At 66.2% G+C, this 18445-nt stretch carries 18 protein-coding genes; all 18 read right to left on the reverse strand.

Going from position 1 to position 18445, the window contains the following annotated elements:
- Window positions 1-389 precede the first annotated feature (389 nt).
- A complete protein-coding gene (gene murA / locus C8258_RS15900) occupies window positions 390-1652 on the reverse strand; it encodes a UDP-N-acetylglucosamine 1-carboxyvinyltransferase (protein WP_106955854.1) in 1263 nt (420 codons plus the stop codon).
- Window positions 1653-1662: 10 nt separating this feature from the next.
- Window positions 1663-2271 carry a cob(I)yrinic acid a,c-diamide adenosyltransferase gene (locus C8258_RS15905; protein ID WP_106955855.1) on the reverse strand — a complete coding sequence of 203 codons (609 nt, stop codon included), beginning with the start codon at window positions 2269-2271 and terminating at the stop codon, window positions 1663-1665.
- 24 nt (window positions 2272-2295) lie between these two features.
- Window positions 2296-2718, reverse strand: coding sequence for a DUF2550 domain-containing protein (locus C8258_RS15910; RefSeq protein ID WP_030518273.1), 423 nt, complete (start codon window positions 2716-2718; stop codon window positions 2296-2298).
- Window positions 2719-3300: 582 nt separating this feature from the next.
- On the reverse strand, window positions 3301-3675 hold the full coding sequence (locus C8258_RS15915) for a F0F1 ATP synthase subunit epsilon (protein ID WP_036498593.1): 375 nt from the start codon (window positions 3673-3675) through the stop codon (window positions 3301-3303).
- A gap of 6 nt (window positions 3676-3681) precedes the next feature.
- On the reverse strand, window positions 3682-5130 hold the full coding sequence (atpD, locus tag C8258_RS15920) for a F0F1 ATP synthase subunit beta (RefSeq protein ID WP_062961541.1): 1449 nt from the start codon (window positions 5128-5130) through the stop codon (window positions 3682-3684).
- A gap of 26 nt (window positions 5131-5156) precedes the next feature.
- Window positions 5157-6128 carry a F0F1 ATP synthase subunit gamma gene (locus C8258_RS15925; protein WP_106955856.1) on the reverse strand — a complete coding sequence of 324 codons (972 nt, stop codon included), beginning with the start codon at window positions 6126-6128 and terminating at the stop codon, window positions 5157-5159.
- A gap of 54 nt (window positions 6129-6182) precedes the next feature.
- The gene (atpA, locus tag C8258_RS15930) at window positions 6183-7823 is read right to left on the reverse strand and encodes a F0F1 ATP synthase subunit alpha (protein WP_106955857.1); all 1641 of its coding nucleotides are present in this window, start codon (window positions 7821-7823) and stop codon (window positions 6183-6185) included.
- 62 nt (window positions 7824-7885) lie between these two features.
- Entirely contained in the window at window positions 7886-8695 is an 810-nt protein-coding gene (locus C8258_RS15935; RefSeq protein WP_039776815.1) for a F0F1 ATP synthase subunit delta, read from the reverse strand.
- 89 nt (window positions 8696-8784) lie between these two features.
- Complete coding sequence (locus C8258_RS15940; protein ID WP_036498568.1) at window positions 8785-9339, reverse strand: F0F1 ATP synthase subunit B; 555 nt, start codon at window positions 9337-9339, stop codon at window positions 8785-8787.
- Window positions 9340-9344: 5 nt separating this feature from the next.
- Window positions 9345-9593 carry an ATP synthase F0 subunit C gene (locus tag C8258_RS15945; protein WP_025347580.1) on the reverse strand — a complete coding sequence of 83 codons (249 nt, stop codon included), beginning with the start codon at window positions 9591-9593 and terminating at the stop codon, window positions 9345-9347.
- A 70-nt stretch (window positions 9594-9663) separates the two neighbouring features.
- Window positions 9664-10512, reverse strand: coding sequence for a F0F1 ATP synthase subunit A (gene atpB / locus C8258_RS15950; protein ID WP_083870617.1), 849 nt, complete (start codon window positions 10510-10512; stop codon window positions 9664-9666).
- A gap of 245 nt (window positions 10513-10757) precedes the next feature.
- On the reverse strand, window positions 10758-11135 hold the full coding sequence (locus C8258_RS15955; RefSeq protein ID WP_307617820.1) for a hypothetical protein: 378 nt from the start codon (window positions 11133-11135) through the stop codon (window positions 10758-10760).
- A gap of 97 nt (window positions 11136-11232) precedes the next feature.
- Window positions 11233-12384, reverse strand: a complete 1152-nt coding sequence (locus tag C8258_RS15960) for an MraY family glycosyltransferase (protein ID WP_030518282.1) — start codon at window positions 12382-12384, stop codon at window positions 11233-11235.
- Between the two features lie 11 nt (window positions 12385-12395).
- A complete protein-coding gene (locus C8258_RS15965; RefSeq protein WP_036498542.1) occupies window positions 12396-13061 on the reverse strand; it encodes an L-threonylcarbamoyladenylate synthase in 666 nt (221 codons plus the stop codon).
- A gap of 72 nt (window positions 13062-13133) precedes the next feature.
- Window positions 13134-14000, reverse strand: a complete 867-nt coding sequence (gene prmC / locus C8258_RS15970) for a peptide chain release factor N(5)-glutamine methyltransferase (RefSeq protein ID WP_106955971.1) — start codon at window positions 13998-14000, stop codon at window positions 13134-13136.
- A 32-nt stretch (window positions 14001-14032) separates the two neighbouring features.
- Window positions 14033-15115 carry a peptide chain release factor 1 gene (gene prfA / locus C8258_RS15975; protein ID WP_106955972.1) on the reverse strand — a complete coding sequence of 361 codons (1083 nt, stop codon included), beginning with the start codon at window positions 15113-15115 and terminating at the stop codon, window positions 14033-14035.
- 90 nt (window positions 15116-15205) lie between these two features.
- The gene (gene rpmE, locus C8258_RS15980) at window positions 15206-15451 is read right to left on the reverse strand and encodes a 50S ribosomal protein L31 (RefSeq protein ID WP_036498540.1); all 246 of its coding nucleotides are present in this window, start codon (window positions 15449-15451) and stop codon (window positions 15206-15208) included.
- Window positions 15452-16303: 852 nt separating this feature from the next.
- Complete coding sequence (rho, locus tag C8258_RS15985; RefSeq protein ID WP_106955858.1) at window positions 16304-18301, reverse strand: transcription termination factor Rho; 1998 nt, start codon at window positions 18299-18301, stop codon at window positions 16304-16306.
- Window positions 18302-18445 lie beyond the last annotated feature (144 nt).

Here is an 18445-nt window from a genome sequence, read left to right on the forward strand (position 1 = left end):
CTTAAACGCCAGCCGGAAAATAGCTGACTAAAAAATGTCCGACCCTCACACGGGGGGTGAAGATCGGAACCAAAATAAATATTTGGCACTGACATTCATCGACACACTATTGAGTTCTCAAAGAACACACGCACTCACCATCTCCCAGATTTTCATCTGTTCGATCGGCGAGGCAACTTTTCCAGCTTAGCTCAACCGTCGGACCCGAACCAAATCGGGGTCTCGGTCGAACCAGTGTGATCGTCAGGCGCTCCCCGTACTACCGCGTTGTCCCCTTGCCTTTCGGCCTGGGGTTGGTGTCCGTGTCGCTCTGACTTGGAATAAGTTACGTGGCGGTTGATTCTATGTCAAATCGCCTGGTCAGGAAGGTCTTTCGGATGTACGGCGGACTACGCCGGCGTGCCGACCCGTTTCACCTCGGCGCCCAGCGAGCGCAGGTTCTCGACGAAGTGGGGGTAGCCGCGGTCGATGTGGAAGACGTCGTGCACCTCGGTGACGCCGTCGGCGACGAGACCCGCGAGCACCAGACCCGCGCCGGCGCGGATATCGGACGACCACACCGGCGCACTCGACAGCCGCGGGATGCCACGAACCACGGCGTGGTGGCCGTCGGTACGGGCGTCGGCGCCCAGGCGGATCATCTCCTCGACGAAGCGGAAGCGCGCCTCGAAGATGTTCTCGGTGATCATCGACGTCCCGTCGGCGATGGTCGCCAGGCCGATCGCCATCGGCTGCAGATCGGTGGGAAAGCCCGGGAACGGCAGCGTGGAGAAATTCACCGCCCGCGGCCGCTCCGGTTGTTCCACCCGGAAACCGTTGGGTTCGAACGTGATTCGCGCACCCGCCGAGCGCAGCTTGTCCAGCACCAGCGAGAGGTGTTTGGGATTCAGGCCGGTGACGCGCACGTCGCCCCTCGTCATCGCGGCGGCGATTCCCCAGGTCGCGGCCACGATCCGGTCGCCGATCACCTGGTGGGTGGTGGGCGCGAGTTTGCGCACACCGGAGATGGTGAGGACCGAGGTGCCGGCGCCGTCGATACGGGCGCCCATCCGGGTGAGCATGGTGCACAGGTCGACGATCTCGGGTTCGCGCGCGGCGTTGTCGATCACCGTCTCCCCCTCCGCGAGGACCGCGGCCATGAGGATGTTCTCGGTCGCGCCGACCGACGGGAAATCCAGCCGGATCCGCGCACCCTGCAGCTCGTCGGCGCGAGCGACCAGGCAGCCGTGCTCGATTTCGCTGGTCGCGCCGAGCAATCTCAGGCCGGCCTGATGCATGTCGAGCGGACGGGACCCGATCGCGTCGCCGCCGGGCAGGGCGACAACGGCACGCTTACACCGCGCCATCAGCGGTCCGAGGACGCAGACCGAGGCGCGGAACTGGGTCACCGCCGGGAAGTCGGCGTGATACTTCGGCTCGGCCGGGGTGGTGATGGCGACCACCGATCCGTCCACGGTGACGTCGCAGCCCAGACCGCGCAGGACCTCCGCCATCAGCGGCACATCCAGGATGTCCGGGCAGTTGGTGATCGTCGTCGTGCCTTCGGCCAACAGGGCGGCGGCCATCAACTTGAGGACGCTGTTCTTCGCGCCACCCACTGAGACCTCGCCGACCAGCCGACTGCCCCCGGTCACCAGAAACCGTTCACTCACGGGGGCCAGCCTAACGGGAGGGCTGGTCGGTCGCGGCCGGTCCGCCGGTCTCCGATCCCCCGGGCCGCCACAGCACGTCACCGTCCGGGTTGGCCACCCGGCCGAGGATGAACAGCAGATCGGACAGCCGATTGAGGTATTTCGCGGGCAACACGCTGATGTCGTCCGGATGCGCGTCCACCGCCGCCCACGCCGCGCGTTCCGCCCGGCGCGCCACGGTGCGGGCCGTATGCAGCAGCGCGGCCAACGGCGTGCCGCCGGGCAGGATGAACGAATTCAGCGGAGCGAGCTCGGCATTGAACTCGTCGCACCAGCGTTCCAGGCGATCGATATAGGACTGGGTGATCCGCAGCGGCGGATATTTCGGGTCCGGCACGACCGGGGTGGACAGATCGGCGCCGGCGTCGAACAGATCGTTCTGCACTTGGCGCAGCACCTCGGCGATCCGCGCTTGCGGCTCTCCGAGGGCGAGCGCCACACCGAGGGCGGCGTTGGTCTCGTCGCAGTCGGCGTAGGCGACCAGCCGCGGATCGGTCTTCGGCACCCGGGAGAAGTCGCTCAGGCCGGTGGTGCCGTCGTCTCCGGTCCGGGTATAGATCTTGGTCAGATGCACACTCATTGCTGGTGACCACCTATTTCTGGGTCAACGTCCCGGGCGTCGCCGGATGCGTTCGGAGGGCCGTGATTCGACCCAGGACAGAAATGCCGTCAGCGCAGGGCGATCCAGGGCGAGTTCATAGCTGCCGTCACCGTCGGAGACCGCGATCACGACGATGTCGTCGGTCATGATGTCGTACTCGTCGCCCACCGGAGAACGCCGATCGACCACTTCGATGCCCAGCCGCCGGATGGTCGAATCCGGTCCCACTTTCAGGCTGGTGAGTTTGTAGAAGACGAGCCGTGATTCGCCGTAGCGAATCAGGCCGTGCCGCCACCCTTGACCACCCTGCGCCGGAAGTACGCGCAGAATCGCCGCGGTTCCACCCCGGCGCAACATGATCAGGCGATACAGCGACACCAGCGCTACGCCGACCAGCAGCAGCACCAGAATGATCAGAAGCACCATCCCGGTCCGCAATCCAGGTCCGTCCCTTCGCTTCGCCCCTGTGCCGTCGCCAGCGCCGTGCCATCCCCGAACAAGGCCGCTCCCGCAGCGAGTCTACAAACCAGGGCGCCGCGGCACACAGCCGGTACATCCGTTCCACAAACGAGGATATCGGCCGATTCGCCGATCCGGAGGAAGGTGATCAGAGGCACACTCGCACAAGGACATTCGAAGCCCATCCGGGTTGGCTGCGCACGGGATTCACAATGGGCCCGTATTCGCAGGTCGCACTCGGCTCATGGTGACGGGCGCCCTGGACGGTCACCATCGCCAGGGCGTGGCCTGCCCCGGTCTCCGCGGTGATGAACGACCTCGCCTGCGCATATCCCCGCATCTGTTCACGGCGAACGTTTCGTCGGTCCACGCGACACCGGCGCGCGGGAAGTTCTGGTGTGATTCCTGGCCGCAGTCGTCCGGCATTTCCAGGTCCTCTCGAACCGGCCGCAAACAGACCGCGCGGTGAGCAGAAACGCCGTGTGGCGGCCCGGAGATCCGGACCGCCACACGGTTGCGCTATTCGGTTCTCGCCCTGAGGCGTTCGCGTCAGGCGTTTATCGCTTCCACCGCGCGAATTCGCGCGGTCGCCGCATTCTGTTCCTGCTCCGAGGCATTCGGATCGGCCAGTACCGCGCGGGCGGCGTCGAGATCGATATCGCCCGCGAATTCCGCCGATTCGGCGAGAATCCGGACCGCCTCACCCGTGCACGAGAAGAAACCGCCGTGCACGGCCGCGACGATGCGCTCGCCCTCGGTGCTGTCGATGGTCACGATTCCGCCCTCGACCAGCTGGCCGAGCACGGGCTCGTGGCCGTGCAGAATACCGATCTGACCTTCCGTGGTCTGGGCGCTGACGAAACTCGCCGTCCCCGACCACAGCCGCCGCTCGATGGCGACCAGATCAACTGACATATCCGCCATGGTGGACTACTTCCCGGCGATCTTCTTCGCGGCCGCCTCGACGTCGTCCAGGCCACCACAGGAGTTGAACGCCTGTTCCGGCAGGTGGTCGAATTCGCCCTTGCAGACCCGCTCGAAGTCGTCGATGGTCTGCTCCAGCGGCACGACCGAACCCGGCTGACCGGTGAACTTCTCGGCCACGATGAAGTTCTGGCCGAGGAACTTCTCCAGACGACGCGCCCGGCCGACGAGGACCTTGTCCTCTTCGGAGAGCTCGTCCATACCCAGAATCGCGATGATGTCCTGGAGTTCCTTGTACTTCTGCAGGATTCGCTTGACCTCGTTGGCCACCGCGAAGTGCCGCTCGCCGACGATCGAGGCCTCGAGGATTCGCGAGGTCGAGGTCAGCGGGTCGACGGCGGGGTAGATACCCTTCTGCGAAATCGGGCGGGAGAGCTCGGTGGTCGCGTCCAGGTGAGCGAAGGTGGTCGCCGGCGCCGGGTCGGTGTAGTCGTCGGCGGGGACGTAGATCGCCTGCATCGAGGTGATCGAACGACCACGGGTCGAGGTGATGCGCTCCTGCAGCTGACCCATCTCGTCCGCCAGGGTCGGCTGGTAACCGACGGCCGAAGGCATACGACCCAGCAGGGTCGAGACCTCGGAACCGGCCTGGGTGAAACGGAAGATGTTGTCGATGAACAGCAGCACGTCCTGACCCTGCACATCGCGGAAGTACTCCGCCATGGTCAGCGCGGACAGCGCGACGCGCATACGGGTGCCCGGCGGCTCGTCCATCTGGCCGAAGACGAGGGCGGTGTCCTGAAGGACGCCCATCTCCTCCATTTCCAGGTGGAGGTCGGTGCCCTCACGGGTGCGCTCACCGACGCCGGCGAACACCGACGTACCGGAGAACTCACGCGCGATACGGGTGATCATCTCCTGGATCAGAACGGTCTTGCCGACACCGGCACCACCGAACAGACCGATCTTGCCGCCCTTCACATACGGGGTCAGCAGGTCGATGACCTTGATGCCCGTTTCCAGGATCTCGGTCTTACCCTCGAGCTGGTCGAAGGCCGGCGGCTGGCGGTGGATGCCCCACTGCTCGCCGTCGCGGCCGAGGCCCGGGGTGTCGAGGCAGTCGCCGAGGGCGTTGAACACGTGGCCCTTGGTGACGTCGCCCACCGGAACCGAGATCGGCTTGCCGGTGTCGGACACCGGGACGCCGCGGACCAGGCCGTCGGTCGGCTGCATCGAAATGGTGCGAACGATGTTGTCGCCCAGATGCTGCGCGACCTCGAGGGTCAGCGTCTTGGCCACCGACGGCAGAGTGATGTCGGCGTGCAGCGCGTTGAACAGATCTGGGATGGCGCCGCGCGGGAACTCGACGTCCACAACGGGGCCGTTGACCCGGACGACGCGGCCTGTGCCAGCGCCCGCCCGGCTTGCGTTTTCTTGCGTGACAGCTGCGGTCATTTGTTCTCTTCCATGGGGGCTAGGGCTTAGTCGCGATCCGAGGACGCAGCCAGCGCGTTCGCGCCGCCGACGATTTCACTGATTTCCTGCGTGATGTTCGCCTGCCGGATCGAGTTCGCCTGGCGGGTCAGGGTATTGACCAGCTCGGTGGCGTTATCGGTGGCAGCCTTCATTGCGGTGCGGCGCGCGGCCGACTCCGAGGCCGCGGCCTCGAGCAACGACGAGTAGATGCGGGTGTTGATGTACTTCGGCAGCAGGGCGCCGAGCAGCTTGTCCGCATCCGGCTCGAACTCGTAGAGCGAGGTGATCTTCGCGTCCGGCGAGTCGGTGAGCATGTCCTCGCCGAGCTCGAAGTTCTCGTCGATGAAGCTCACCTGGATCGGAGCGAGCCGGCGAACCTCGGGCACCTGCGACAGCATCGAGACGAAGCGGGTGTAGACGATGTGAATCTCGTCCACGCCCTCGATGGTCCCGGTGCCGCCCGGCCCCTCCACCTCGGTGTCGGAGCCCGCCATGAACACATCCACCAGGTGGTGGCATGCGGCCGAAGCGTCGGTGTAGTGCGGCTGCTGCGAGAACCCGGTCCACGAACCGGCCAGCGGGCGGTTGCGGAAGGTGTAGTACGTCAGGCCCTTGTTACCCATCACGTACAGCACCGGCTCCTTACCCTCGGAGCGCAGCGTCGTGATCAGTTCCTCGGTGCGCTTGAGCACGTTGGAGTTGTAGCCACCACACATACCGCTGTCACTGGTGATCACCAGGATGGCGGCGCGGCGCGGAGTGGCCCGCTCGGTGAGCAGGGGGTGGTTGAGATTCGAGGAGGCACCGGCCAATTCGCCGAGCACCTTCGTGATCTCTTCCGCGTACGGCTTCGCGGCGGCCACCCGGGCCTGGGCCTTGCTGATTCGCGAGGTCGCGATCAGTTCCTGGGCCTTGGTGATCTTCTTGATCGAGCTCACGCCACGAATACGGGAGCGCAATTCACGCAAGTTCGCCATCAGCGGTTCACACTCCCTTCGCGTATCGAATTCGTAGGCATCGTCGGACCCGGCTTACTTCTCGACGTGCTTACGGGTGACCGACAGCGACTCGACCTCTTCGTGGTCCAGTTCGCCGGCGCCGGCCTCGTTGACCACGCGGCTGCCGTCGGAGGCCAGGAAGCCCTGCTTGAAGCGCTCGGTCTCGGCCTTGATCGCGTCGGCGGGCTCGCCCTCGAGCCGCTTCGCGCCACCTTCGAGGGCATCGAAGGAGCTCTGCACCTTGCTGTGCAGGTGTTCGAGCAGCTCGGCGTTGAAGCGCCGCACGTCGCCGACCGGCACCGAATCGTAGTAACCGGCGTCGACCAGGTAGATCGAGACGATCTGGTCCTCGACCGCGACCGGCGAGTACTGATCCTGCTTGAGCAGCTCCACCCAGCGCGCACCGCGCTCGAGCTGGGCCAGGGAGGCGGCGTCCAGATCCGAGGCGAAGGCGGAGAACGCCTCGAGCTCGCGGTAGGAGGCCAGCTCCAGACGCAGCGAACCGGCGACCGTCTTCATGGCCTTGGTCTGGGCGGCGCCACCGACACGGGAGACGGAGGTACCGACGTTGATGGCCGGACGCACACCCTTGTTGAACAGGTCGGACTCGAGGAAGACCTGGCCGTCGGTGATGGAGATGACGTTGGTCGGAATGAACGCCGAGATGTCGTTGGCCTTGGTCTCGATGATCGGCAGACCCGTCATCGAACCGGCGCCCATCGCGTCGGACAGCTTCGCGCAACGCTCCAGCAGACGGGAGTGCAAGTAGAAGACGTCACCGGGGTACGCCTCACGGCCCGGCGGGCGACGCAGCAGCAGCGAGATGGCGCGGTAGGCCTCGGCCTGCTTGGACAGGTCGTCGAACACGATCAGGACGTGCTTGCCCTGGTACATCCAGTGCTGGCCGAGCGCGGAACCGGTGTAGGGCGCGAGCCACTTGAAACCGGCGGAGTCGGACGCGGGGGCGGCGACGATGGTGGTGTACTCCATCGCACCGTGCGCCTCGAGCGCGGACTTCACGCCGGCGATGGTGGAACCCTTCTGGCCGATCGCGACGTAGATGCAGCGCATCTGCTTGGTCGGATCGCCGGACTCCCAGTTGGCCTTCTGGTTCAGGATGGCGTCGATGCAGACCGCGGTCTTACCGGTCTTGCGGTCGCCGATGACCAGCTGACGCTGGCCACGACCGATGGCGGTCAGCGCGTCGATGGCGGTGATGCCGGTGGCCATCGGCTCCTCGACCGGCTGGCGCTCCAGCACGGTCGCGGCCTGCAGCTCCAGCACGCGGCGCTCGTCGGCCTCGATCTCGCCCAGGCCGTCGATCGGCTGGCCGAGGGGGTTGATGACGCGGCCCAGGAACTTGTCGCCGACCGGCACCGAGAGCACGTCACCGGTGCGGCGGACCTGCTGGCCCTCTTCGATGCCGTCGAACTCACCGAGGATGACCGCACCGATCTCGTCGGGGTCGAGGTTCAACGCGACACCCAGCACACCGCCGGGGAACTCGAGGATCTCGTTGGTCATCGCCGACGGCAGGCCGCTGACGTGCGCGATGCCGTCACTGGTGTCGGTGACCGTGCCGATTTCCTCGATCGAGGTTTCGGGGGTGTAGCTCTGGGTGTAGCTTTCGATCGCGCTACGGATCTCATCGGGGGAGATCGTCAGCTCCGCCATGGTTCTTCCTGCTCTCGCTGTGGTCTGGAATGTCGGGGTGGGTTGCCGGGCTCGAGGCTCGGCTAGGCCAGGGCCTGGCGCAGGCGCTGCAGTCGGCCGACGGCGCTGCCGTCGATCACGTCGTCACCGATGCGCACGACGACACCGGCCAGCAATGCCGGATCGACCTGCACGTGGATGGTGACCGGCTTGTCGTAGATTCGCTGCAGCGATGCGGCGAGATGCTCCCGCTGCTGCTGCGTCAGGGCCGTCGCCGAACGAACGTGCGCGACGATCTGCTTGCGCAACGACGCCGCCAGATCGGACAACTGGTCGAAGGCGACGCCGACATCACCGCGCGACCGGCCGACCGCCTGCTCGGCCAGCTGCATGGTGACGTCTTCGACCTTCCCGGTGAGCAGTCGCGCCAGCAGATCGCGCTTGGCGGCCGCCGGCTTACCGCGATCGGTGAGCGCCTGCTCCAGATCCGGGTTGTCTTCGACGGTGCGGCCCAGCCGGAACAACTCGTCCTCGACGGCGTCGATACGTCCGCGGTCGGCCGCGGCGCGCAACAGCGCCTCCTGCCCGAGCAGCACCAGGGTGTCGACCAGATCTCGGGTACGAGACCAGTCCTGGGCGACGGCAGTGGTCAGCACGGCCTGAGTGGCCGCGCTGATCTTGCCGCCGAAAACGCGTTCGGCCAGTTCGGCACGCACCGAACTCGACACCGACTTATCCGCGAGCGCCACACGCAGCGAACGCTGGTCGTCGAGCACGGCGACTACGGCGAACAGTTCGGAGCCCGTCGTGGCGGCGACGGAGTCACTCCCGGTGAGTGCGGCCGAAAGAGCTTCCCTCGCACGGGAACTCGCCTCGCGGCTCGCTGCGTACATGATTCCCACTTTCACTGTGTTGAATTCCGGGGCCCGGAGTGGTCGGGCGCCGGTGACTTGCGTCACCGACAAGACCTCTCAGGCGCAGGTTACCTTCCGACCCCGATGCCGGCCTTCTCATCCAGCTCGGTGAGGAACCGATCGATGGACGCCGCCTGCTTGGCTTCGTCCGCCACGGACTGCCCGATGATCTTCTCGGCCAGGTCGACCGCGGTGCGGCCGAGCTCGGACCGGAGCTCGGTCACGATCTGCTGACGCTGGGCGTCGAGCTGGGCATGACCGGCGGAGACGATGCGATCGGCTTCGGCCTGAGCCTCCGAGCGCAGCTGCGCGAGGATCTGCTGGCCCTGGGTACGCGCTTCCTCACGGATGCGCGCCGCCTCGAGCCGGGCCTCGGCCAGCTGCTGCTGGTACTGCTGCAGGGTTTCCTGCGCCTCGGCCTGCGCGGTCTCGGCCTTGGCCATGCCGCCTTCGATCTTCTCCGAGCGCTCGTCGAGCACCTTCGTCAATCGAGGGACCACGTACTTGTAGAACAGGATCCCGATGACGACAACGCACACCACCGACCAGACGATGTCGTATGGCTCCGGAATCAGAGGGTTCTTGTCCTCTGCATTCTCGGCGAGCAAGTACATGCTGTTCATCGGAATCAGAAGATGAAGCCGGCGACGAGACCGATCAGCGCGAGGGCCTCGGTGAACGCGATACCCAGGAACATGTTGGTCCGGATGGTGCCCTGCAGCTCGGGCTGACGGGCGATGCCCTCGATCGCCTTACCGACGACGATGCCGACGCCGACACCCGGGCCGATCGCGGCCAGACCGTAACCGATAGCGCCGTAGCCCTTGACCCGATCCGAGGTCTGGGCGAGTTCGGCGGCCACGTAGGAGAGGCTCATGAGATTTCTTTCCCTTTCTGTTGCCCACCCGCCCGGCGGCAGGTGGGGCAGTTCTTGTGCGGTCGTGCGGTCAGTGCGAGTCGGCGTGCTCGGCGAGGCTGATGTACACAGCCGTCAACAGCGCGAACACGTAGGCCTGCAGGAAGATCACCAGAAGTTCGAAAAGGGTGAATCCGAATCCCGCGAGCAAGGAGAACGGCGAGAAGATCTTCATCCACGAAGCGGCGTCGAAGAGGAAGAACTGGGTGGCACTGAAGAACAGCACCAGCATGATGTGACCGGACAGCATGTTGGCCATGAGTCGGACGGTCAGCGTGAACGGACGCAGGATGAAGGTCGAGACGAACTCGATCGGAATCAGCAGCACGTGCAGCGCGACCGGAACATTCGGCACCACGACGGACGAGCGCATGTACCGCCAGAATCCGTACTTGCGAATACCGACGTAGTTGAACGTGATGTAGGCGATGGCCGCCAGCACGATCGGCATTCCGACACGCGCGTTCGAGGAAATGTTCAACAGCGGTATGACGCTGGAGAAGTTCAGGAACAGCACCGTGAAGAAGATCGTGGCGATCAGCGGGAAAAACCTGCGGCCGGTCTTCTTGCCCAGCACTTCATCGCAGATCTGCTCACGAACGAACAGCAGGCCGATCTCCGCGACGTTCTGCAGACCGCGAGGAACGAGGCGGGGACTGCGGAATGCGAGCAACATCACCGCAACCAATACCGCCACCATGATGAGGCGAACCATCATCAATCGGTCGATCTCGAAAGGTGTCCCCCCGAACAGCAGCGCATCAGGGAAGAAGTCTTGTAGCGAAGGCGCGTGGAACTCGCCCGCCAGAGTGGTGACGCTCAGCATTCTCTCCCGTGTTCGGCCACGAGACATGTTCCATCTCGCGGTTCGATCGGACATTGACGATCAGGTGGTCGACTCAGGTCGGCTCGAAGTTCGTCAGCAGCTGCGCGGGGAGACCCGCAGTGGCGTCTGTACGTCGGCGACATCGTCGACGGTGCAGGGCCGGAACTTCTCACCGAAGGACCGGCACGGCAGTAAGCATAACCTCTCGCACCGGCGACGATGCGGTCGGCCCCGTTGGTTCGGATGCTTACGGTAAAGAGTTTACCAAGCTATCTACGACAACGTGTAGGGGGTCTTGTTCACACGTTCGAACGATCTTGGTCGGCGGAGCCCGCCGGCGGGTCGATCACTGGAACACGTTGGCGCAGAAGTCCGTACGTCTCGGCTCCGAGAACAATCAGCAACGCCCCCACGACGGTCAGGAAAAGGGTGCCGGGGCTGTAGAAATCGAACTGGTGCAAGATCGCGACCACGATCATCACGACCAGAATTTTGCCGATCCAGCTCGCCAGCATCACCATGCCCTGAATGCCGGAATCCAATTTCGCGCTGAACAGCACGAGAGCGGCCGTGGTGAGAATGAAGAAACCACCGATCGCGGATCCGATGAGCGCGCCCCAGAAACCGGCCCAGCCCGCGACGATCGAGCCGGCGACGACCGAAACCACCACCAGCACGCACAATCCGGCGATGCCGTAACGCAGCGCTGCTCGTAGTGGCGCGTCGGGATGCAATTCGGGTGCCGTGCTCACGTCGAGCCACTTTACCCGTTCCTTACTTGCGGCGACCGCGGAGCCCGACCACTTCACGCAGCGATGGGACGGCCGTCACAACCAACGCGAAAACCAAACCGGCCGCGAACAGCAGAACCACCACCCGGCGATCCATCAATGAGGTTCCCACGGCCGCGAATGCGAGCACGCCGACCCACAGATAGATCAACAACACCACGCGCCGATGCGAATGGCCGATCTGCAACAGACGGTGATGCAAATGCATTTTGTCGGGAGTGGAGAAACTCACACCCGCGCGCACGCGGCGCACGATTGCCAGCACCAGATCCAATACCGGAATGAACATCACCGCTCCCACCAGCAACAGCGGTGACAGCAGACCCACGATGTCGCGCGGCCCGTATCCGGTGAGCGGAATTCGGCCGGATGCGCCGGTGGAGACCGCGGCGAGCATCAGACCGATCAACATCGAGCCGGAATCGCCCATGAATATTCGCGCCGGGTGGAAATTGTGTGGCAGAAATCCCAGACATCCACCCGCCAGCGCGGCGGCCAGCAGGGCCGGTGGATAGCCGTCGGTCGCACCGCCCTGCTGATAGAGCAAACCCACGGTGAACACGAAGACGGCGGCGGCGGCGATCAGCCCCAGCCCCGCCGCGAGCCCGTCGAGACCGTCCACGAAGTTCATCGCGTTGATCATGGTCACGGTGATGGCGACTGTGACCACCCAGCCCTGCAGCTGGTCGAGCACGACCGTGGTGTTGCTGAACGGGTTGTAGATGGCCACCCAGCTCAGGCCCATCACGGCCATCGCCCCGGCGGCCGAGATCTGGCCCACGAACTTCGTCAGCGCGTCCAGGCCCCAGCGGTCGTCGACGATGCCGACCAGGACGATCAGGGTGCCCGCGACCAGCACGGCCGGAATATCGCGTGGATAGTCGAAACCGCGGCGCAGCGCCGGCAGCTGATGGGCGAACAGCACCGCGGCCAGCACGCCCAGATAGATGCCGACGCCGCCCATGCGCGGAATCGGCTCGAGATGCACATCACGATCGCGGGGCACCGCGATGGCGCCGAAACCGATGGCCAGCACCCGAATTCCGCCGGTGGACAACATCGTCACCACCGCGGACACGAGCAGCACCAAAAGCAGCTCGCGCAGCGGGACGACCGCACCCTGACTGAAAACCATCTACCGGGCCGTCAGCGGGTGGTCTCGGGCGACAGTTCGTCCGGCGCCATACCCAGCACCTCGGCGACCTGGGCGACGGTCACCGCGCCGGCCCGCAGCACCCGCGGACGGTCGCCGGTCAGATCCACGATCGTGGAGGGCACACCGTGTTCGGCCGGGCCCCCGTCCAGATACACGCCGACCTGGTTGCCCAGCTGGTGTCGCGCCTCGGTGACCGTCGTGGCGGGCGGCTGCCCGGAGACGTTCGCGCTGGACACAGCCATCGGGCCCACCTCGCGCAGCAGTTCCAGCGCGATCGGGTGCAGCGGCATGCGCAGCATCACGGTGCCGCGGGCGTCGCCGAGATCCCAGGCCAGCGAGGGCGCCTGCTGCACGACCAGGCTCAGCCCGCCCGGCCAGAAGGCGCGGATCAGGTCGCGTGCCTGCGGCTGCACGGAGAAGACGAGTCCGTCGATGGTGTTCCACGAACCGACCAGCACCGGCACGGGCATGTCGCGCCCGCGCCGCTTGGCCGCCAGCAGGCCGGCCACGGCCGTGGAATCGAACGCGTCCGCGGCGATTCCGTAGACCGTATCGGTGGGGATGACGGCCAGCCGTCCGGATTTCAAGGTGGTCCGCGCGGCGGTCAATCCGGCGGCACGAGAATCGGGATCGGAGCAGTCGTAGACGGTACTCACGGCGGTGAGTCTATTGAATGTGTCTCTCGGCACGTTGCCCGGCTTCGCGCAAATTCTCGGCAATCGCGAGGGTCAGCGCACGCGACGGGCGGCGACGAAGCGCGGCCGGCCGGCCAGATCCGGGTGTTCGACGATGTCACAGAACCGGCCCTCTCCGGCGAACAGCGCCGCGACCTGCGGGCCGTGCGAATCGTCGTGTTCGACGGCGGCCACGCCCTCGGGGCGCAGCAGCCGCGCGATGGTGGCGACCATGGGGGCGATCACCTCGAGTCCGTCGGGGCCACCGAACAGGGCGAGATGCGGATCGTGTTCGGCCACTTCGGGATCCAGCCGTGCGTCCGACGGGATGTAGGGCGGATTCGCGACGACGACGTCGACGCGGCCGTTGAGCTCGGCCAGCACCTGCGCGTCGGTGACATCACCGGCATGCAGAACGATCGGCGTATCTCCTTGCGCGGCTTGGCGTTCGGCGTTGCGCTGCGCCCATTGCCTTGCGGTGGGGTCGATTTCGACGGCGTGGACCTCGGCGTCGGGACGGGCATTGGCGATCGCCAGGGCCAGGGCTCCCGATCCGGTGCACAGGTCGACCACGATCGGTGGGTGCTCGTGGCCGGCCGCCTCGAGCTGGGCCAGCGCCCACGCGAAGATCAGCTCGGTCTCCGGCCGCGGGACGAACACGCCCGGGCCCACCTCGAGGTCCACCTCACCCATCGACGCGGCGCCGGTCAGATGCTGGAGCGGTACCCGCTCGGCCCGGCGCGCCACCAGTTTGAGGAACCGTTCGAGTTGTTCCGGGGTGACCATCGGAACAAGGGCCAGCCGCGATCGCTCGACTTCGAGGACGAAGGCGGCCAGAAATTCCGCGTCGATCTGCGGGCTGTGCACCCCCGCCGCCGCGAGCGTGCGCGCGGCGGCGATGATCGCGGGACGTAGCGGCATTCGGTGCTGACCCGCCTCGCCGGGGGCCTGCATCATTCCGCCGCGAGCCGGGCGGCGCGGTCGGCTTCGCCGAGAGCGTCCAGCAGCGCGTCCAGTTCTCCGTCCAGCACCGAGTCCAGATTGTGGGCCTTGAAGCCGATGCGGTGGTCGGTGATGCGGTTCTCGGGGAAGTTGTAGGTGCGGATGCGCTCGGAGCGGTCGACCGTGCGGATCTGCGACGCACGTCCGGCGGCGGCGTCGGCCTCGGCCTGTTCCTCGGCCAGGCTCTGCAAGCGCGCCGAGAGCACCTGCATCGCGCGGATCTTGTTCTGCAGCTGCGAACGCTCGTTCTGGCAGGTTACGACGATGCCGGTCGGCAAATGGGTGATCCGGACCGCGGAGTCGGTGGTGTTGACGCCCTGGCCGCCCTTACCGGAGGAACGGTAGACGTCGATGCGCAGATCGGATTCGTCGATCTGGACCTGTTCGACCTCGTCGGGTTCGGGATAGATCAGCACGCCGGCCGCGGAGGTGTGGATGCGGCCCTGCGATTCGGTGACTGGCACGCGCTGCACGCGATGGACGCCGCCCTCGAACTTCAGCCGGGACCAGACGCCGTCGCGGCTGGGCTCGCGGCTCTTGATCGAGAGCGTCGCCTCCTTGTATCCGCCCAGGTCGGACACGTTGGCGTCGAGGACCTCCACCTTCCAGCCGTGCCGCTCGGCGTAGCGGATGTACATGCGGGCCAGATCGGCGGCGAACAGGGCCGACTCCTCGCCGCCCTCCCCCGACTTCACCTCGAGGACGACATCGTCGCTGTCGTGCGGGTCGCGCGGGGCCAGCAGATCGGTCAGCGCCTTCGACAGCTCTTCGACCTGCTGTTCGAGCCCGGGGACCTCGGCCGCGAAGGACGCGTCGTCGGCGGCCAGCTCCCGGGCGGCGGCCAGATCGTCGCGCGCCGCGCTGAGTTTGGTGTAGGTCGACATGATCGGCGCCAATTCGGCGAACCGCTTACCGACGCGACGGGCCTCACCCGGGTTGTTGTGCAACGCCGGATCCGACAGCTGTGTCTCCAGGCCGGCGTGTTCGGCGAGGATGTCGTCGATGGCGGAGGGGGCCGTGATCTTGTCGGCCATGGCGGTCATGCCTTCCGTGGGAGCGTGCGAACACCTGTAAACGCACCAACGCCCGGCCTGCGCTGGGCAGGACGGGCGTTGGCGGGGTAGCTACTGGGCTTCCGAACTCTCGGACTGCTCGGCCTTCTTGGCGCGCTTGCCGTAGCGGGCCTCGAAGCGGGCGACGCGGCCGCCGGTGTCGAGGATCTTCTGCTTGCCCGTGTAGAACGGGTGGCACTGCGAGCAGACCTCGACGGTGATGTGGCCCGACTCCTTGGTGCTGTGAGTCTGGAACGTGTTGCCGCAACCGCAGACAACGGTGGTCGGCACGTATGCCGGGTGAATTCCTGCCTTCATGGGTGTCCTCTCGATCTGGCCCCGGGTCGCCCGAGCCCACGGCGGTATCTGCCGTGCTGCCGTGATGGACGTGAACCGGAACCGACTAGGCGGGATGGTCTGCCGATCGCAGACGCACCGACGGTCCAGTATGCCAGAACCGCCGATACGCACTCACAACGCACCCCATACCGCATTTGTTCCGGCATCGGCACCCCGGATAGCGGCAGACCCCAAGGAAGTAGCGGCACGCGTCTTCGCGGTTCTCGAGTCACGCTGAAACGAGTAGTCGGCTACTCGGGAATATGAACACCTTTGTTCGTAGATTCGTTGCAGGAAGTAGACCCATGGCAACCGAACCGACGATCCGAGGGACAGCAGTGAATTTCCCCACCGCGCGGGGGACGAGCAGGAGATCTCGAGCCCCGGACGCCGGACATGCCCGCCTCGGAGACCGCACCATCCGCCTGTTGCCGGGAAATGGACATACCAAGGAAATCGGCGCCGCGACGACATTGGCCGCCCTGGCGGTCCTCGTCCTCGCCGGGTGGCTCACGGCCTCCGGCACCCCGCCCCGCGCCGCCGTCGTGACCCCCACCGGACCGGATCGGCCCTACGAATTCGCCGCGACCTCGGTCTCCACCGGATCCATCACCGGTGCCACCGCACTGATTCTGATCGGGCTGATCGCCGGTGCCGCGGTCATCGGCCTGCTGTTCTACTCCCCTACGACGCCCCGCCCCGGCAGACGGCGCGGTCATCGGCGTACACGTCTCCCGCAGACAGCAATGCGGCCCCGCCGAAGCGGGGCCGCATTATCGCGAGCCGAGCGGCACCTGCGGGTGCGCGCCGGGCGGACGTACTGCTCGTCGCCTATTCGTCCAAGGCGCCCGGTGCGGTCTTCGAGACCGTCATCAGGAATTCGACGTTGCTCTTCGACTTCTTCAAACGGTCGATGAGCAGGTCGATCGCCTGCTGCGAATCGAGGCCCGAGAGCACCCGGCGCAGCTTGTGGATGACCGCCATCTCGTCGGGCGACATCAGCAGCTCGTCGTGGCGGGTGCTGGACGGGTTGATGTCGACGGCCGGGAACACGCGCCGCTCGGCGATCTTGCGATCGAGCTTGAGCTCGGCGTTACCGGTGCCCTTGAACTCCTCGAAGATCACCGTGTCACCGGTGGAACCGGTCTCCACCATGGCGGTGGCGATGATGGTCAGCGAGCCGCCGTTCTCGATGTTGCGGGCCGCGCCGAGGAACCGCTTGGGCGGGTACAGCGCGGTGGAATCCACACCACCGGACAGGATGCGACCCGAGGCCGGCGAGGAGTTGTTGTACGCACGACCCAGCCGGGTGATCGAGTCGAGCAGCACGACGACGTCCTGCCCCATCTCGACCAGGCGCTTGGCCCGCTCGATGGCGAGTTCGGCGACCGAGGTGTGATCGCTCGGCGGACGGTCGAACGTCGAGGCGATCACCTCGCCGCGCACCGAGCGCTGCATATCGGTGACCTCTTCGGGACGCTCGTCCACCAGCACCACCATCAGGTAGCACTCCGGGTTGTTGGTGGCGATCGCGTTCGCGATGTCCTGCAGGATCGTGGTCTTACCCGCCTTCGGCGGCGACACGATCAGCGCGCGCTGGCCCTTACCGATCGGCATGATCAGGTCGATCACGCGGGTCGTGAGCTTGTTCGGCGTGGTCTCGAGCCGCAGCCGCTGGTTCGGGTACAGCGGGGTGAGCTTGTTGAATTCCGGCCGGCGGCGGGCGGATTCGACATCCGAGCCGTTGACCGTGTCCAGCCGCACCAGCGGATCGAACTTCTGGCGCTGATTGCTCTGTTCGCCCTCGCGCGGAGCACGCACCGCACCGGTGATCGCGTCACCACGGCGCAGGCCATTCTTGCGCACCAGGTTCATCGACACGTAGACGTCGTTCTGGCCGGCCAGGTAGCCCGAGGTGCGCACGAACGCGTAGTTGTCGAGCACATCGAGGATGCCGGCGACCGGCTGCAGGACATCGTCCTCGCGGATCTCGACCTCGCGGCCGCCCTCGCCGCCCTCACGGTCACGTCCGCCACGACGGCGCTCCCGGAACCGGCGGCCGCGGCGCCCGCGCCCACCTTCCTCGTCGTCCTCACCACGCTGGTCGCGGCCACGATCGCTACCGCGGGCGGCGCCGTTCTGGCCGGCCTGGTTCTGGCCGCCGGACTGGTTGCGGTCGCGGCGACGATCGCCCGACTCCTGATCCGACTTGGCGTCGCCGCCCTCGGCCTTCGGTTCGGTCTTGGTCTCGGCGCGAGCCTCGCCACCGCGGTTCTCGCCGCGGTTGTCGCCGCCCTCACCACGCTGGTCGCGGCCACGACGCTGGCGGCCGCGGCCGCGCTGGCCACCGTCACGGCCGGACTCGTCCCCCGAATCGGCCGGGCGCGCAGTCGATTCCGCGGTTTCCGCCTTGGCGGACGCGTTCTCGGTGCCGACGCCGTCGAGAGTCTGCTGCTGACCACGCGCGGCACCGTTGCGGGTGCCCTTCGACGCATCGTTCCGGGCGCGTCCCTTACCGGCGGACTCGGTGGCGTTCTCGGAGGTCTGAGGGGACTCGGCCTTCGCCGCGGCACCGGATTCGGTCGCGACATTCGACGCGGACTTCGCGGCGGGCTCGGCGCCCGCATCCGCCTCGGCGGATTTCGCATCGCCCCGGCCACCACGCGCGGACTTGCCGGAGGAGGCCTGGTTTTCCTTGATGGCGGCGATGAGATCGCCCTTACGCATTCCGGATGTGCCTCGGATACCGAGCTCTCCGGCAAGCGCACGCAACTGCGGCAACAACATTCCAGTCAGCCCCGATCGTGCGACGTCGGTGTGTTCGCTCATCTTCGAAATCTGTCCGGAGTCACTTTCGCGGCCGTCCGAGGGATTTGCAGTGTCCACCCCGGGTGTCGCGAGCAGGTCCGTATCTGTCACGGAGATCCTTTCCTTCCCTCGATTGCCGTGTGCATATTCGAGGGTTCGTCCCGA

It is taken from the genome of Nocardia sp. MDA0666 (assembly GCF_003023875.1).
In the GTDB taxonomy this organism is placed as follows: Bacteria; Actinomycetota; Actinomycetes; order Mycobacteriales; family Mycobacteriaceae; genus Nocardia; species Nocardia aobensis.

What these genes read in the sequence shown, in the direction of transcription:
- rpmE (WP_036498540.1), bottom strand. Translation starts at nt 15,451, where the DNA reads ATGAAGGCAGGAATTCACCCGGCATACGTGCCGACCACCGTTGTCTGC.
- C8258_RS15905 (WP_106955855.1), bottom strand. Translation starts at nt 2,271, where the DNA reads ATGAGTGTGCATCTGACCAAGATCTATACCCGGACCGGAGACGACGGC.
- C8258_RS15935 (WP_039776815.1), bottom strand. Translation starts at nt 8,695, where the DNA reads ATGTACGCAGCGAGCCGCGAGGCGAGTTCCCGTGCGAGGGAAGCTCTT.
- atpB (WP_083870617.1), bottom strand. Translation starts at nt 10,512, where the DNA reads ATGTCCGATCGAACCGCGAGATGGAACATGTCTCGTGGCCGAACACGG.
- C8258_RS15940 (WP_036498568.1), bottom strand. Translation starts at nt 9,339, where the DNA reads ATGAACAGCATGTACTTGCTCGCCGAGAATGCAGAGGACAAGAACCCT.
- C8258_RS15945 (WP_025347580.1), bottom strand. Translation starts at nt 9,593, where the DNA reads ATGAGCCTCTCCTACGTGGCCGCCGAACTCGCCCAGACCTCGGATCGG.
- atpA (WP_106955857.1), bottom strand. Translation starts at nt 7,823, where the DNA reads ATGGCGGAGCTGACGATCTCCCCCGATGAGATCCGTAGCGCGATCGAA.
- prfA (WP_106955972.1), bottom strand. Translation starts at nt 15,115, where the DNA reads ATGGCCGACAAGATCACGGCCCCCTCCGCCATCGACGACATCCTCGCC.
- C8258_RS15910 (WP_030518273.1), bottom strand. Translation starts at nt 2,718, where the DNA reads ATGGTGCTTCTGATCATTCTGGTGCTGCTGCTGGTCGGCGTAGCGCTG.
- atpD (WP_062961541.1), bottom strand. Translation starts at nt 5,130, where the DNA reads ATGACCGCAGCTGTCACGCAAGAAAACGCAAGCCGGGCGGGCGCTGGC.
- C8258_RS15925 (WP_106955856.1), bottom strand. Translation starts at nt 6,128, where the DNA reads ATGGCGAACTTGCGTGAATTGCGCTCCCGTATTCGTGGCGTGAGCTCG.
- C8258_RS15960 (WP_030518282.1), bottom strand. Translation starts at nt 12,384, where the DNA reads ATGGTTTTCAGTCAGGGTGCGGTCGTCCCGCTGCGCGAGCTGCTTTTG.
- C8258_RS15915 (WP_036498593.1), bottom strand. Translation starts at nt 3,675, where the DNA reads ATGGCGGATATGTCAGTTGATCTGGTCGCCATCGAGCGGCGGCTGTGG.
- prmC (WP_106955971.1), bottom strand. Translation starts at nt 14,000, where the DNA reads ATGCCGCTACGTCCCGCGATCATCGCCGCCGCGCGCACGCTCGCGGCG.
- rho (WP_106955858.1), bottom strand. Translation starts at nt 18,301, where the DNA reads ATGAGCGAACACACCGACGTCGCACGATCGGGGCTGACTGGAATGTTG.